This is a genomic window from Mesorhizobium sp. M1295 (assembly GCF_040318135.1).
GTDB lineage: Bacteria > Pseudomonadota > Alphaproteobacteria > Rhizobiales > Rhizobiaceae > Mesorhizobium.
In genome coordinates, this window is record NZ_JAMYLU010000001.1 from 303,897 (window position 1) to 319,438 (window position 15,542).

13 protein-coding genes are annotated in these 15,542 nt (G+C 64.1%); 7 read left to right on the plus strand and 6 right to left on the minus strand.

Going from position 1 to position 15,542, the window contains the following annotated elements; all coding sequences use genetic code 11:
* Positions 1 to 86 precede the first annotated feature (86 nt).
* Positions 87 to 470, minus strand: coding sequence for a RidA family protein (locus NKH29_RS01455; protein WP_352640494.1), 384 nt, complete (start codon positions 468 to 470; stop codon positions 87 to 89).
* 276 nt (positions 471 to 746) lie between these two features.
* Between NKH29_RS01455 and NKH29_RS01460 the strand changes: the two genes are divergently transcribed.
* From NKH29_RS01460 to NKH29_RS01485, 6 genes are all read left to right on the plus strand, one after another.
* A complete protein-coding gene (locus NKH29_RS01460; RefSeq protein WP_023719905.1) occupies positions 747 to 1,751 on the plus strand; it encodes an ABC transporter substrate-binding protein in 1,005 nt (334 codons plus the stop codon).
* Positions 1,752 to 1,754: 3 nt separating this feature from the next.
* Positions 1,755 to 2,597, plus strand: coding sequence for an ABC transporter ATP-binding protein (locus NKH29_RS01465; RefSeq protein ID WP_023719906.1), 843 nt, complete (start codon positions 1,755 to 1,757; stop codon positions 2,595 to 2,597).
* Positions 2,584 to 3,435, plus strand: a complete 852-nt coding sequence (locus NKH29_RS01470) for an ABC transporter permease (RefSeq protein ID WP_352998861.1) — start codon at positions 2,584 to 2,586, stop codon at positions 3,433 to 3,435. The genes NKH29_RS01465 and NKH29_RS01470 overlap by 14 nt, the downstream gene beginning before the upstream one ends.
* A 241-nt stretch (positions 3,436 to 3,676) precedes the next feature.
* Complete coding sequence (locus tag NKH29_RS01475; RefSeq protein ID WP_352998972.1) at positions 3,677 to 4,975, plus strand: cytosine deaminase; 1,299 nt, start codon at positions 3,677 to 3,679, stop codon at positions 4,973 to 4,975.
* The gene (locus NKH29_RS01480) at positions 4,975 to 6,372 is read left to right on the plus strand and encodes an FAD-binding oxidoreductase (RefSeq protein ID WP_352484539.1); all 1,398 of its coding nucleotides are present in this window, start codon (positions 4,975 to 4,977) and stop codon (positions 6,370 to 6,372) included. Before NKH29_RS01475 ends, NKH29_RS01480 begins: the two co-directional genes overlap by 1 nt.
* The gene (locus tag NKH29_RS01485; RefSeq protein WP_352484508.1) at positions 6,369 to 6,950 is read left to right on the plus strand and encodes an NAD(P)H-dependent oxidoreductase; all 582 of its coding nucleotides are present in this window, start codon (positions 6,369 to 6,371) and stop codon (positions 6,948 to 6,950) included. The genes NKH29_RS01480 and NKH29_RS01485 overlap by 4 nt, the downstream gene beginning before the upstream one ends.
* 1 nt (position 6,951) lies before the next feature.
* Here NKH29_RS01485 and NKH29_RS01490 read toward each other — a convergent pair whose 3' ends face one another.
* From NKH29_RS01490 to NKH29_RS01510, 5 genes are read right to left on the minus strand one after another with little or no spacing between them, the layout of a single operon-like run.
* Positions 6,952 to 9,426, minus strand: a complete 2,475-nt coding sequence (locus tag NKH29_RS01490; RefSeq protein ID WP_352484509.1) for a GcvT family protein — start codon at positions 9,424 to 9,426, stop codon at positions 6,952 to 6,954.
* Complete coding sequence (locus NKH29_RS01495) at positions 9,423 to 10,604, minus strand: pyridoxal phosphate-dependent aminotransferase (RefSeq protein ID WP_023719911.1); 1,182 nt, start codon at positions 10,602 to 10,604, stop codon at positions 9,423 to 9,425. The genes NKH29_RS01490 and NKH29_RS01495 overlap by 4 nt, the downstream gene beginning before the upstream one ends.
* Before the next feature lie 4 nt (positions 10,605 to 10,608).
* Positions 10,609 to 11,502 (minus strand): homocysteine S-methyltransferase family protein, encoded by an 894-nt coding sequence (locus NKH29_RS01500; protein WP_352998863.1) that lies wholly within the window; start codon positions 11,500 to 11,502, stop codon positions 10,609 to 10,611.
* Entirely contained in the window at positions 11,499 to 13,952 is a 2,454-nt protein-coding gene (locus NKH29_RS01505; protein WP_352998864.1) for a GcvT family protein, read from the minus strand. Before NKH29_RS01505 ends, NKH29_RS01500 begins: the two co-directional genes overlap by 4 nt.
* 13 nt (positions 13,953 to 13,965) lie before the next feature.
* Positions 13,966 to 14,559: a helix-turn-helix domain-containing protein gene (locus NKH29_RS01510; RefSeq protein WP_352484512.1), complete on the minus strand. Its 594-nt coding sequence runs from the start codon at positions 14,557 to 14,559 to the stop codon at positions 13,966 to 13,968.
* Between the two features lie 273 nt (positions 14,560 to 14,832).
* Between NKH29_RS01510 and NKH29_RS01515 the strand changes: the two genes are divergently transcribed.
* Positions 14,833 to 15,531 carry a nitroreductase gene (locus NKH29_RS01515; protein ID WP_023719914.1) on the plus strand — a complete coding sequence of 233 codons (699 nt, stop codon included), beginning with the start codon at positions 14,833 to 14,835 and terminating at the stop codon, positions 15,529 to 15,531.
* Positions 15,532 to 15,542 lie beyond the last annotated feature (11 nt).

The following is a 15,542-nucleotide window of genomic DNA, read 5'->3' on the forward strand; positions in this document are numbered from 1 at the left end:
TGCGCGCTTGATGAGGGGCGGCACCAACCTTTGTCGTGTAACTTGAGATCATCGGCCTGTCGATTCCAGCCGCTGGCCAGCGCTCCTCAACCCGCCGCGATGACCTCGATCTCGACCTTAAACTCCGGCCGGGCAAAGCCGGACACGATCATCAGCGTCGAGGCCGGCGCCGGACTGGCGAACAGCCGGTCGCGAACCTCCATATAGGGCCGCAGGAAGGCGCGGTCGGTGACGTAGGCGTTGATGCGGACGATGTCGGACAGGCCGAGCCCGGCCTCGCCGAGAATCGCCGCTATGTTCTGGAAACAGAGCTCGGCCTGTGCGCCGGCCTCCTCGGGGATCTGGTCGTCCGCTGTGATCGCGACCTGGCCCGAACACAGCACCAGCCGCTTGCCGGGCGGCAGCTCGACGCCATGGCTGTAGCGGGCGAAGGGCGGCTTGATCGACTTCGGCGTGAGAAATTTGAACATGGCAATCTCCGTTCACGGCAGCGTAAAGCTGGATGTAGGCGGGCATCAAGATGGCGGTGCATGTCACGAGGGCGATTGTGGACAGGCGATCAAAAAATAGGCACGATGCCTTCCGTACAGCATGACCCGTCCGGCCTTCGCGCCGCCATTGCACAGGCGGGCATTGCACAAGCGGGCGGTCCCGACGCAACGCGCCGGTGGCATGTGTCTTGCTTCTTGAAACAATGGTGTCGAGCCCGGCGCGTGATGCGCCGGAGCGAACAAAGGGTGGTGTGGATGTACGGAAGACTCAAGATTTCGGCGGGCGTGATCGTGCTGCTTGGCGCAGGTACGCTTGCCGCGGCAGCGAACGAAAAAGTCACCTTCGGCACCAACTGGCTGGCCGAGCCGGAACATGGCGGTTACTACCAAGCCGTGGTGGATGGTACCTATGCCGCATGCGGCATCGACGTGACGATCATGCAGGGCGGCCCACAGGTCAGCGGCCGGCCGCTGCTGCTCGCAGGTAAGATCGATTTCTACATGGGCGGCAATCTGCTGTCGGCCTTCGATGCCGTGCAGCAAGGCATACCGATGCGCGTCGTGGCCGCCGACTTCCAGAAGGACCCGCAGGTCATCATGTCCCATCCCGGCCAGGGGCTGGACAAATGGGAAGACCTGAAGAACGCCGACCAGTACATCCTCGGCGACGAAGGTGCGCAGACCTTCTTCCAGTGGATGGTCACCGACCTCGGCTTCGATGCCGCAAAACGCGTGCCCTACACTTTCAACCCGGCTCCGTTCATCGCCAACAAGAAGTCGATCCAGCAGGGCTACGTCACCTCGGAGCCATTCGCCGTCCAGAAGCAGGGCGGTTTCACGCCGAACCAGTTCCTGCTGGCCGACTATGGCTGGGACACATATGCAACGACGGTCGAAACCATGCAGGAGACGGTCGACAAGCGGCCCGAGGTGGTCCAGTGCTTCGTCGATGGCTCGGCCAAGGGCTGGTACAATTATCTCTACGGCGACAACAAGGCCGCCAACGAGATGATCAAGAAGGAAAATCCGGACATGACGGATGAGCAGATCGCCTTCTCGATCGAGCAGCTGAAGAAGTTCGGCGTGGTCGATTCCGGCGACAGCGAAAAGCTCGGCATCGGCGCCATGACCGATGCGCGCATCCAGAGTTTTTACGACAAGATGGTCAAGGCCAAGGTAACACCGGCGGGCATCGACATCAAGAAGGCCTACACGCTGGCCTTCGTCAACAAGAGCGTCGGGCTCGACCTGAAGAAGTAGGCCGTGAAGCTGGAGAAAGTGGCGCAACAGCCAGGAAGCGTATCGGGGCCGACGCTGTTGGCGCTGCGTGGCGTCGGCAAGGTGTTTTCCAACGGCGTCACCGCGCTCAGCAATGTCGAGCTGACGATCCGGGAAGGCGATTTCCTCAGCCTGCTCGGACCGTCGGGCTGCGGCAAGTCGACGGCGCTGCGGCTGATTGCCGGCCTGTCGACGCCGACCTCGGGTGTGCTCGACTGGCGCGGCAGCGGCGCCCTCGATCGTTCAAATATCGGCGACCGCTCGAATATCGGCTTCGTCTTCCAGGAGCCGACGCTGCTGCCCTGGGCCGATGTCTTCGACAATGTCTGGCTGCCGCTGCGGCTGAAGGGTGTGTCGCGGGCCAAGGCGGCGCCGGCGGTGATGGAGATGCTGGCGCGGGTTCACCTGACCGGCTTCGAGAATGCCGTGCCGCGCGAATTATCAGGCGGCATGAAGATGCGCGTCTCGATTGCCCGCGCCATGGTGACCAAGCCGCGCATTCTGTTGATGGACGAGCCATTCGCCGCACTCGACGAGATCACCCGCTTCAAGCTCAACAACGATCTTCTGGAGCTATGGCAGGATGAGCGTTTTACCGTCGTTTTCGTCACCCACAGCGTCTTCGAAAGCGTTTTCCTCTCCAACCGCGTCGTCGTCATGGCGGCGCGGCCGGGCCGGGTGTTTGCCGAGCTTGCCGTCGATGCATCCTATCCGCGCGACGAGGCGTTTCGCACCTCGCCCGATTATGCCGCGCTCTGCCGCCAGGCATCCGACGTGCTGATCGGCGCCATCAACTCAACTGCCGGACCGCATCATGACGGCCATTGAAGAACAAGTCCTGGCGCTCGACCCGGAGGAGGCGCGTCGCGTTCGCCAGGAGCGCTTCGAGCGCATCGGCAGGTGGCTGCTGCCGCTGGCGATCATGATCCTGGCGATCTGGCTGTGGGACCGCGTCTGCGTCTGGAACGACATCCCGAAATATATCCTGCCGCGTCCCGGCGTGGTGCTGCAGACGCTGCACGACGATGCCGGGCTGCTGTTCTCCTCGCTGCTGGTGACGCTCAGGATCACCTTCTTGAGCCTGCTTCTCGCCGCGGTCGGCGGCGTCGGGCTGGCAGTGCTGTTCGCGCAGTCGAAATGGGTGGAGATGTCGTTCTTTCCGTTCGCCATCGTGCTGCAGGTGACGCCGATCGTCGCGATTTTTCCGCTGATCAACATCTATGTCGGCAACCAGACGACAAAGCTGCTGCTTTGCGCCTGGATCGTCGCCTTCTTCCCGATCCTCTCCAACACCACGCTCGGCCTCAATTCCGTCGACCGCAATCTGCGCGATTTGTTCAAGCTCAACGGTGCCACCCGCTGGCAGCAATTGCGCTATCTGCGGCTGCCGGCGGCGATGCCTTATTTCCTCGGCGGGCTGAAGATCGCCGGCGGCCTGTCGCTGATCGGCGCGGTGGTGGCCGAGTTCGTCGCCGGCGCCACCGGCCAGTCGTCCGGCCTCGCCTCGCGCATCATCGAGGCCGGCTACCGGCTCAACGCACCAAGGCTGTTCGCGGCGCTGATCCTGATCTCGCTCACGGGCATCCTGATCTTCCTGGTGCTGTCGCTGATTTCGCATCTCATTTTGCGGCGCTGGCACGAGAGCGCGCTGAGGCAGGAGCGGTGATGGTACCGTGTTTTGTAGGCAAAAGCTGCCTGTCGCCCATCCCGGCGTCAGCGCTGCCCCTCATCGCCCTGCCGGGCACTTCTCCCCGTATAGTGACGGGGAGAAGGACGCCTTCCTCGACGATCTCGCCCATCACCAGAGTTGCTGAAAGTGCGCCGCGGTCGCGGTCAGCCCCTTCTCCCCGTCTCTATACGGGGAGAAGGTGGCGGCAGCCGGATGAGGGGCAGCGATGACCTCTGCGATGATCCCCAAATCCGGCCAATTCGTCCTCTCCAAGGTCCGGCTTCACGCCTCCCTGACGCTCGGCCTTGCCGCTCCTTCCGACACCGACGGATTTGCGCTCGCGGACGTTGCCGTCGCCGATGGCAAGATCTCCGGGATTACGGCGCATCGATCCAACGCACCGGCGGACGCCGTCGACCTCGGCGGCCGCATCGTGCTGCCGTGCTTCGTCGATTGCCACACCCATATCGACAAGGGCCACATCTGGCCTCGAAAGCCGAACCCGGACGGCACCTTCATGGGCGCGCTGAACGCAACGGGCGCCGACCGCGCGGCGCACTGGAGCGCCGACGACGTTGCCCGCCGCATGGATTTTTCGCTGCGCTCTGCCTATGCGCATGGCACCAAGGCGCTGCGTACGCATCTCGACAGCGTTGCGCCGCAGGAAGAGATCTCCTGGCCGGTGTTCGAGACGATGCGGGAGAAATGGCGCGGCCGCATCGAGATGCAGGCGGCCTGCCTGCTCGGCATCGAAGGCGTGCGCGACAGGAAATGGTTCGAGAGGCTGGCCAAGCGGGTGGCTGCCGCCAAGGGCGTGCTCGGCGTCGTCACCTATATGGTGCCGGACCTCGAGGAACTGCTTGACCAGGTGTTTGCGCAGGCGATCAAGCATGGCCTCGACCTCGATTTCCATGCCGACGAGACCGACGATGTCTCGGCGATCTCGCTCAAGAAGATTGCCGAAGCCGCCCTCTGGAACGGTTTTGACGGGAACATCCTGGTCGGCCATTGCTGCTCGCTGGCGCGCCAGCCCGATCTCGAGGTGCTCGACACGCTGGACAAGGTCGCCAAGGCCGGCCTGGCGGTGGTGTCGCTGCCGATGTGCAATCTCTATTTGCAGGACCGGCGCGGCGATAACACCACGCCGCGCTGGCGCGGGGTGACGCTGCTGCACGAGATGAAGGCGCGCGGCATTGCCGTCGTCGTCGCCTCCGATAATACGCGCGACCCGTTCTACGCCTATGGCGATCTGGACATGCTGGAGGTCTATCGCACGGCGACGCGCATCCTGCATCTCGACCATCCCGTCGCTGACTGGCCGCAAGCGGTGACAGCGACGCCGGCCAAGGTGATGCGGCTCGATGGTTTCGGCACGCTTGCCGCCGGAGGGCCGGCCGATTTCGTCGTCTTCAAGGGGCGAAGCTGGACGGAATTGCTGTCGCGGCCCGAATCGGATCGCATCGTGGTGCGCGACGGCCAGGCGATCGAACGCCAGCTGCCCGATTATGCCGAACTCGATGATCTGATGGTGGAATGATGGATATTGCGGCGCTCAAGCGCGACCTGGACGGCCTCAAGGTCGACGACCATCCGGCGATCGTCCAGCAGAAGAGCCGCGACTTCTACTGGTACAGCCCGGTGCTGAAGCAGCAGCTCGAGCATGTCACCGGCGACCTGATCGTGACGCCGAAAACGGAAGACGAGGTCGTCCGCGTGCTCGCCGCCTGCCACCGGCATGGCGTGCCGGTGACGCCGCGCGGCAGCGGCACCGGCAATTACGGGCAGGCGATGCCCCTGTCCGGCGGCGTCGTGCTCAATCTCGCCGAGATGAACGCGATCAAGGCGATCGCGCCCGGTCGTGTCGTCACCGGTCCCGGCGCCGTGCTCGCCGACATCGACAAGGCGACTCGGGCGCATTCCGGCCAGGAGCTCCGCATGTCGCCGTCGACCTACAACACGGCATCGATCGGCGGCTTCGTCGCCGGCGGCTCCGGCGGTATTGGCTCGATCCGCTGGGGCGGCTTGCGCGACCTCGGCAACGTCATCCGGCTGAGGACCGTGACGATGGAGGCACAGCCCCGCGTCATGGAGCTCACCGGCGAGGACGTGCTGAAAGTGATGCACGCCTACGGCACCAACGGCATCATCACCGAAGTCGAGATGCCGCTAACCGCCAGTTATGACTGGATCGACGTCATCGTCGGCTTCGACGATTTCATGGATGCGGCCGGCTTCGGCAACGATCTCGCCATCCAGGACGGCATCCTGGCGAAGCTGATCACGCCGATAGCAGCACCCATCCCCTACGATTACTTCAAGCGCCACCAGCGGTTTTTCCGGCGCGGCCAAAGCATCGTCGTCCTGATGATCGCGCCGCATGCGATGGATGCCTTCCTCGCCTTCACTGCGCGCAGTAAGGGCGAGATCGTCTTTCGCGCCGATAAGGAGGCCGATCTCAAGGGGCTGCCGCCGGCCTATGAGCTGACCTGGAACCACACCACGCTGCGCGCCATCCGGGTCGACCCGACGATCACCTATCTGCAGACCCGCTACCCGTCGCCGGACCACCTCGGCCACGTCAAGGCAATGGTCGAACGCTTCGGCGACGAGGTGCCGGCGCATCTCGAATTCATCCGCTTCGACGGCGCCATCGGCATCGCAGGGCTGCCGCTGGTGCGCTTCACCACGGCGGAGCGGCTGGACGAGATCATCCGCATCCACGAGGACAATGGCTGCTGGATCTTCAACCCGCACCGCTACACGCTGGAAGAAGGCGGCATGAAGCGGACGGATGAAGTGCAACTGGCTTTCAAGCGTGAGACCGACCCGCAAGGGCTACTCAATCCGGGCAAGATGATCGCCTGGGAAAACCCGGACTATGATTATCGCTCAGGCAAGTCGTTCCTGTTCAAGGGGCTGGAGAAGGCGGGTTGAACGTCCTCGTCCTCTACGCTCATCCGGTCGAGACCAGCTTCAATGCCGGCCTGCACCGGACCATCGTCGAGCGCCTGAAGGCCGCCGGCCATGTCGTGGACGACTGCGATCTCTATGCCGAGGGTTTCGATCCCAGGCTGACGCGGGCCGAACGGCTGTCCTATCACGACGAACGCAGCGACGGCGATCCGGCGTCGCCTTATGTCGAGCGCTTGCTGTGGGCCGAGGCGCTGGTGCTGTCATTTCCGGTGTGGAACTTCGGCTATCCGGCCATTCTGAAAGGCTTTTTCGATCGCGTCTTCCTGCCCGGCGTGTCGTTCAAATTGGTTGACGGCAAGGTGCAGCCGTCGCTGCACAACATTCGCAAGGTCGCCGCGGTCGCCACCTATGGCGGCAGTCGGTTCCGCGCCATGCTGATGGGCGACCCGCCGCGCAAGCTGGTCAAGCGGGTGCTGCGTGCGACCATCAAGCCTGGCGGCTCGGTTTCCTACCTCGCGCAGTACTCGATGAACCTATCGACCGACGAGAGGCGGACGAGGTTCGTGGCGAAGGTCGCGGCCGAGATGGATGCGTTCTGAGCTACATCCGCACTCGCTCGGCCTTCGGATCGTACATCGGCTTGAGCGAGGCCTCGGCGGCAAAGCGCTCGCCGGCGATCTCGATCTCGTAGGACGACGACAGCACATCCGCCTCGCTCTCACCCTTGCAAGGCACGTAGCCAAGCCCGATTGCGCCGCCGAGATGATGGCCGTAATTGCCCGAGGTGATCGGACCGACGATCTTGCCGTCGCGCAGGATCGCCTCGTTGTGGAAGAGCAGCGGCTCGGGGTCGTTCAGGCGGAACTGCACCAGCCGGCGTGACAGGCCGGTTTCTTTCTTCTTCAGCACCGCATCGCGGCCGAGGAAATAGCTCTTGGCCGTCTTCACGGCGAAGCCAAGGCCGGCCTCCAGCACATTGTCTTCGTCGGTGATGTCGTGGCCGAAATGCCGGAACGCCTTTTCGATGCGGCAGGAGTCCAGCGTGTGCAGGCCGCATAGCTTCAGACCGACATCGGCGCCGGCCTCTTCTATCGCCTCGAAGACGTGGGCGGCCTGATCGGTCGAGACATAAAGCTCCCAGCCGAGCTCGCCGACATAGGTGACGCGGTGGGCGCGGGCCAGGCCCATGCCGATCTCGATCTCCTGAAACGTTCCGAACGGATTGTTGTCATTGGAGAAATCATTCGGGCTGACCTTTTGGATCAGCTTCCTCGAATCCGGGCCCATCAGGCAAAGCACCGCTTCGGCAGCGGTCACCTCGGTAATGACGACGAACTCGTCGGCAAGATGTTTTTTCAGCCAGGCCAGATCGCGCTGCAGCGTGGCGCCCGGCACGACGAGGAAGAAGGCTGTTTCGGACAATCGCGAGACGGTCAGATCGCTCTCGATACCGCCGCGCTGGTTGAGCATCTGGGTGTAGACGATCTTGCCCGGCGCCACGTCCATGTCGTTGGCGCAGAGCCTTTGCAGGAAGGCGCAGGCGTCGCGGCCTTCGACGCGGATCTTGCCGAACGAGGTCATGTCGAACAGGCCGACGCCGTTCCGGACCGCCAGATGCTCCTCGCGCTGGTTGTCGAACCAGTTCTGCCGTTTCCACGAATAGCGGTATTCGCGCTCCTGGCCGGGCCTAGCGAACCAGTTGGCGCGCTCCCAGCCGGCGACCTCGCCGAACACCGCGCCGCGCGTCTTCAGGTGCTCGTGCAGCGGCGAACGCCTCACGTTCCGCGAGGTTGCCATCTGCCGGTAAGGAAAATGATCGGCGTAGAGCAGGCCGAGCGTTTCGGAGACGCGCTCCTTGAGATAGCGGCGGTTCTTCTGGAACGGCTGGGCGCGGCGGATGTCGACCTCCCAGAGATCGAACGGCGCCTCGCCGTCATTGATCCATTGCGCCAGCGCCATGCCGGCGCCGCCGGAGGAGACGATGCCGATCGAATTGTAGCCGGTCGCCATCCAGTAGCCGGAAAGCTCCGGCGCCTCGCCGAGATAATAACGGTCGTCGGGGGTAAAACTCTCTGGGCCGTTGAAGAAGGTGTGGATGCCGGCGGTGGCCAGCATCGGCATGCGGTTGACGCCCATTTCGAGGATCGGCTCGAAATGGTCCATGTCCTGCGGCAACTGGTCGAAGCAGAACTCCTCGCTTATGCCGTTCATGCCCCACGGCTTGGCCACCGGCTCGAAAGCGCCGAGCATCATCTTGCCGGCATCTTCCTTGTAGTAGGCGCATTCGTCCGGCACGCGCAGCACCGGCAGGCGGGAGAGCCCCGGGATCGGCTCGGTGACGAGATAGAAATGCTCGCAGGCGTGCAGCGGGATGGTGACGCCGTTCTGGGCGCCAAGTTCGCGTGCCCACATGCCGGCACAGTTGACGACGATATCGGCTTCGATCGTGCCTTGCTCGTCGCCTTGCGCCCAGGAGACGCCGGTGACGCGGCCGGCCCTGGTATGAACCTTGGTGACCTTCACGTTCTCCAGGATGGTCGCACCGCGCTGACGTGCGCCCTTGGCCAAGGCCATGGCGATGTTGGCCGGATCGCACTGGCCGTCGAGCGGCAGATGCACGGCGCCGACAACATCCGAAACATTGAGATGCGGGTACATCTCCTTGACTTCACCTGGCGAAATCTCGCGCACGTCGACATCGAAGGCGCGGGCGAGAGACGCCTGCCGATAGATCTCGTGCTTGCGCTCCTCGGTAAGCGCCACCGTGATCGAGCCAACCTGGCGCATGCCGGTGCCGACATCGGTCTCGGCCTCGAGCTTGACGTAGAGATCGGCCGAATACTTCGCCAGCCGGGTCATGTTCTGCGAGCCGCGCAGCTGGCCGATCAGGCCGGCAGCGTGCCATGTCGTGCCCGATGTCAGCTGCTTGCGCTCGAGCAGAACGATGTCGGTCCAGCCGAGCTTGGCCAGATGATAGGCGACCGAGCAGCCGGAGACGCCGCCACCGATGATGACCGCCCTTGCTTTGGGAGGAATGGCCTTGGTCGGTATGGTTTTGGCGGGCGGCGAGTTCATGCGGCTTCGCGGCGGTAGCTGGAGGCGAAGCGGCGCAGGCGCGTGGCAGCCTCCATCAGCACCGGCTCAGGCTGGCAGAGGCTGAAGCGGATGTGGCCGGCTGCAGCTTCGCCGAAGCTCGAGCCGGGCATGACGCCGACCTTCTCCTGGTCGAGGAACGCCCAGGCGAATTTCTCATCGTCCGGCTCGATCGCCGATATGTCGAGCATCACGTACATGCCGCCCTCGGAGCCGCGCACGGTGATGTTGTTCATGCCGCGCATGGCATCGAGAACGACGGCGCGCCTTGCGGCATAGCGCTCGGCGATCTCCTTGACGCCGTAGCCGTTTTCGAGCGCCTCGGCGCAGGCGAGGCTGATGAAGGCCGGCAGGCCGTAGGTCATCACCAGATTGAGGTCGGTCAGCAGCGAGACCATTGGTTCGGGCCCGGTCAGCCAGCCCATGCGCCAGCCGGTCATGCCGTGGCTCTTGGACATCGAATTGATGACCAGCGTACGTTCGGCCATGCCGGGCAGCGAGCGTGGTGAGACGTGCTCGCCGCCACCCAGCGTCCAGTAGACCTCGTCCGACAGCAGCCATAGGTCATGCTCGCGGCAGATCTGCGCCAGCTCTTCCAGGCGCTCGCGCAAATAGACGGCACCGGTCGGGTTGTTCGGCGTGTTGATCAGAATGGCGCGGGTGTTCGGCCGTAGGGCGGCGCGGATCTCGGCGGCGCGCGGCTGAAAGCCATCCTCGGCGGGTGTCTCGACGACGCTGAACGCGGCGCCCGCCGCGCTGAAGGTATTGGGATAGGTGGCGTAATAGGGCGCGACGACGATGGCATGGTCGCCCTGGTCGAGAACAGCTTGAATAGCTGCGTAAAGCGCGGCCTGCCCGCCCGGCGTGGCGATGACCTGGTCGGGGCTGGTCGCAACACCGGTGCAGAGCGTCGAGGCCGCCGCCATCGCCTTGCGCAGCCGCGGAACGCCGGCAAGTGGGGTGTAGTGGTGATTGCTGGCGCGGACCGCCGTCACGCAGGCTTCGATCGTCTCGCTCGGCGTGTCGAAATCATGGTCGCCGACCGACAGCATGATGATGTCCTCGCCGGCCTGCTTGCGCGCCCAGGCAGCGGAATGAACCTCCCAGCCATCCTTGCCCGAAGGCACGATGCCGGAAATGCGCGATGATGGCCTGGGCATTATGCTACTCCCGAAATTCGTAGCCGGCCTGTTCGAGCCGGTCGCGCAAGGCGGCGATGTGGGCCGGTCCGACTTCGCAGCAGCCGCCGACGATGCCGGCGCCGGCCTCGACCCAGCCGATCGCCTGGCCGGCATAGGCGTCCGGATCGAGGTCGTGGCGGGCGTGCAGCACTTCGACGGTGCCGCCATGCTTGAGCGCCTCGACCGAGGTGAAGCCATTGGCATAGGCGCCGACCGCACCGCCGAGAGCGATCAGTCCGGGCAGCGCTGCAGCGATCGCTTCGGGCCGACAGCAATTGATCAGCCGGGCCGCGACGGGTAGGCCGTCAAGAGCGCCCGACGCCGCCGCAATGGCTTCGCCGCTGCGCAGGCGCGGCATGCCGTGATCCGCGAGCGTCCACGACACCCAGACAGGCTTGCCGCTTTCCGATGCCGCGGTGACGGCGGCGCGCGCCTCTTCGGCCGACGCCATGGTTTCGCACAGAAACAGATCGACGCCGTCCGCCTGCTCGGCAACTATACGGCGATAGATGTCGAGCGTATCCTGGAAGGATATCGTCAGCGCCGGCGCATAGCTGCCGAACAGCGGCGATAGGCAGCCGGCGATCGCCGCGTCGCCGGTCTGGTCGCGTGCTTGCCTTGCCAGTTCGATGCCGCGCTTCTGCAAAGGCTTGAACAGCTCTTCCGCGCCCTCGCGCGCCAGCCGCTCCGGCGTTGCGGAATAAGTGTTGATGGTGATGACGCGGGCTCCGGCGCGGATGAATTCCGCATGCAGGTCGCGCACCAGATCCGGTTCGTCGATCAGCACCCTGGCCGACCAGAGCGGCGTCGGCTCGGAGCTGCTGCGGCGGACCAGCTCCTGGCCCATGCCGCCATCGGTGAGGATGACTTTCTTCATGCTTTGAGCCTCTCGTTCTTCGGATCCCATAACGGCTCATCCTTCTGCACGATCGCCCGAAAACGTTCGCCGAAGATATCGACCTCGACCGCGGTTCCCGGCTCGGTGAGGTCGGCGCGCAGCATGCCGAGCGCGATCGACTTGTCGATGCGATGACCCCAGCCGCCGGATGTCGTCTCGCCGACGATCCGGCCGTCATGCCAAAGCGTCGACATGTAAGGTGTGTCGCAGTCGCCGGGATTTTCGACGACCAGCGTGACGAAGCGTTTCTTGACGCCTTGCTGCTTTTCGCTCTGCAACGCCGCCTTACCGCGGAAGTCGGGCTTGTCCCATCTGACGAAGCGCTCCAGCCCGCCCTGCAGGATCGAGTAGTCGGTCGACAGATCGCCCTTCCACGTACGGTAGCCTTTTTCGAGCCGCAGCGAATCCAGCGCGTACATGCCGAATGGTTTCAGGCCGTGCCTCTGGCCGGCCGCCCAGACAGCGTCGAAGATGACTGCGGTATCGTCGACCTTGCTGTGGATTTCCCAGCCGAGCTCGCCAGCGAAGGATACGCGCACCAGCTTGGCCCAGCGCCCGGCGATCGATGTTTCCTGATGCGTCAGCCAGGGCAGGGTGAGGTCGGCCGCGCAGAGTTCGGCGAGGATGTTTCGCGAGTTGGGTCCGGCGAGGATCTGGGTCGAATACTCTTCTGTCCGGTCAGTCAACTTGAACGTCGCGTCCTTCGGCATGCGCGATTTCAGCCATTCGAAATCGTGCCACTGCGCCACCGCGGCGGTGATCAGCGTCATGTGATCTTCGTCGTGACGCACCACCGACATCTCGGTGACGACGCGGCCCTTGTCGTCGGCAAAGTAGACGAGGCCGATGCGGCCGGGTTTCGGCACCAGGCCTGTCACCTGGAGGCTCAGCCATTCGGCGGCACCCGGACCGTCTAGATTGAACCGGGAAAATCCCGGCAGGTCCAGAATGCCGGCGGCATCGCGGACGGCGAGGCATTCCTCGCGCACACGATGCTGCCAGGGGCCGTCACGGCGGAAGGTCAGCGTGGATTGTTCGGAGATGTCGTCGCCTGGCTTCGCATACCAGGTGGCGCGTTCCCAGCCATTATAGGCGTCGAACTGGGCGCCGAGCGCCTTGATGCGGCCGTGGAGCGGCGACAGCTTGCGGTCGCGCCCAGCCGGCCAGGCGTGGCGCGGGAATTGGATGGCATACTCGTTGCCGTAGATCTCCATGCCCTTGGCGACGCAGTAATCCGGCGCCGACGCAAAGGCGGTGAAACGGCGTGGATCGCACGACCACATGTCCCATTCAGTCTGGCCCTCGGTCACCCATTCGGCCAGCACCTTGCCGGCGCCGCCGCCCTGGGCGATGCCGAAGGTGAAGACGCAGGCCTCGAAGGCGTTGGGCACGCCAGGCATCGGGCCGATCAGCGGGTTGCCGTCCGGCGCATAGGGGATCGGCCCGTTGATGACCTTGGACAGCCCGGCGGTGCCGAGGATCGGCACGCGGGCGACGGCATCGGCCAGGTAATGTTCCAGCCGGTCGAGGTCGTCGGGAAACAGCTGGAACGAAAAGTCGTCCGGCATCGGGTCGTTGTGGCCGACCCAATGGGCGCGGCAATTGCGCTCATAGGGGCCGAGGTTCATGCCGTTCTTTTCCTGGCGCAGATAATAGGACGTATCGACGTCGCGCAGCAGCGGCAGCTTCTTGCCTTGTTCCTTCGACCACGCCGCCAGTTCGGGGATTTCCTCAAACAGGATGTATTGATGGCTCATCACCATCATCGGCACCTCGCGGCCGAACATCCTGCCGACTTCGGCGGCGCGGTAGCCGGCGGCGTTGACGACAATCTCGCAGCGAATCTCGCCTTGCGGCGTCTCGACCACCCACTCGTCGTTCTCGCGGCGCACGCCGGTGACCGGGCAGAAGCGGATGATCTTCGCACCCATGTCGCGCGCGCCCTTGGCCAGCGCCTGGGTCAATTGCGCCGGGTCGATGTCGCCGTCGCTCGGATCGTAGAGCGCGCCCTTCAGCTCATGCGTTTCGATGAAGGGGTAGCGGCGCTTGATCTCGTCGGGGCCGACGACATTGATGTCCATGCCCTGATAGCGGCCCATGCCCTTGGCGCGCTGGAATTCCTGCATACGCTCGATCGTATGGGCGAGCCTGAGCGAGCCGGTGGCATGATAGTTCATGGGATAGCCGACCTCGTTGGCCAACCGGCGATAGAGCTCGGTCGAATAGCGCTGCATGTTCATCAGCGACCATGACGAGGAGAACGTCGGCACGTTGCCGGCGGCATGCCAGGTCGAGCCGGAAGTCAGCTCGTTCTTCTCCAGAAGCACGCAGTCGGTCCAGCCCGCCTTGGCGAGATGATAGAGCGAGGAGGCGCCGACGGCACCGCCTCCGATGATCACCACGCGTGCCGTGGTCGGCAAACTGGCCATGTTCTTCTCCAGATCAATAGACGGGCGGCGAAACCACCCAGATCACCACAGCCGGTTCCGCTCCAGGATTGCGCCAGCGGAACGGCTTGCCGTCAAAGCGGAAGGAGTCGCCTGCTCCAAGCCGGTGCCAGACGCCGGCAATTTCGATGTCGAAGCTGCCGGACGCGACGTAGCCGGCTTCCTCGGTCGGCCGGCGGGCCTCGGTCTTCAGCTCGGCACCGGGGGCGAAGACCGAACGCAGCATCTCGAAGCTACCGCCGAGATCCGGCGACAGAAGCTCCTCCACCAGGCCGGAATCGCTTGTGCCAAGGGTGCGCCGGTTGCCGGCGCGCACGACCACGCCGCGTTCGGTCTCGACAGGCACGTCATGGCTGAAGAACAGGCTGACCGGCACGCCGAACAATTCGGCGAAGGCCCTGAGATCGCCGAGCGACGGGATCGACAGGCCGCGCTCGACCTGACTGACCCAGCCGACGGAACGGCCGAGCTTCAGCCCGATTTCGGCAAGCGTCAGGCCGCGCGCCTTGCGCAACGCGCGAATGTCGCCGGCCAGCAGCCGTTCGCCGTTATCTTGTTCCGGTGTTGCGGCGGTTGAGGGCAAAGCCATCCCTGTCTCGATGAAAAATTCCCAGCAAATTTCATGTGACCGCAGGTCTGTGAAAAAATCAAGATGATTTTCATGAACCCACAAGATTTACTTGCGCCATTTTGACGGTTCAGGCAAAGGCTCGGCACACGAGCGGCGAGTGGGGCGTCCGGTCGAGGCGGATAGGGCGTCGAGCGTTCATAGAAACTCGCAAGGATGCTCCATCACTTCTAGTCGGCGCATGATCCTTTCCGGAAAAGCCGGGTTCCAGGATTATGCGCAAAGGGACGGCCCATGCTGGAAAACAACTCCCGGATTGCGGCGGCGATCGTCGATGACGCGATCACCTCGCGCCGGTCCGTACGCGCCTTCTTGCCTGACATGGTCGATGACGACACCATCCGCGATATTCTCGCCGTTGCCGCGCGCGCGCCTTCAGGCACCAACATGCAACCCTGGAAGGTCTATGTGACCAAGGGCGAGGTCAAGCAGCGCATCACCGACGCCATTCTCAGTTCGGGCATCCGCGCCGAAAAGGCGGAGTGGGACGAGTACCGCTACTATCCTGACCAGTTCTTCGAACCCTATCTGACGCGACGGCGGGCCAACGGCTTCGGCCTCTACGGCGTGCTCGGCATCGGCCGGCGCGAGGTCGACAGGATGCGTGCGCAACACGACCGCAATTTCGTCTTCTTCGATGCGCCGGTCGGCTTGATCTTCACCGTCGACCGGCGGCTGAACAAGGGGTCGTGGATCGACTACGGCATGTTCCTGCAGAACATCATGGTCGCGGCGCGGGGCAGGGGCCTACACACCTGCCCGCAGGCCGCCTTCGCGCCCTATCACCGGCAGATCAGGCCCGTGCTCGACATTCCCGACGAGGAGATCGTCGTGTGCGGCATGGCGCTCGGCCACGAGGATACGTCCAAGCCTGAAAATGCCTTCCGCACCGATCGCGCGCCGCTGGAAGAGTGGGTGACGTTCGCCGAGTAAGGTGACGACGC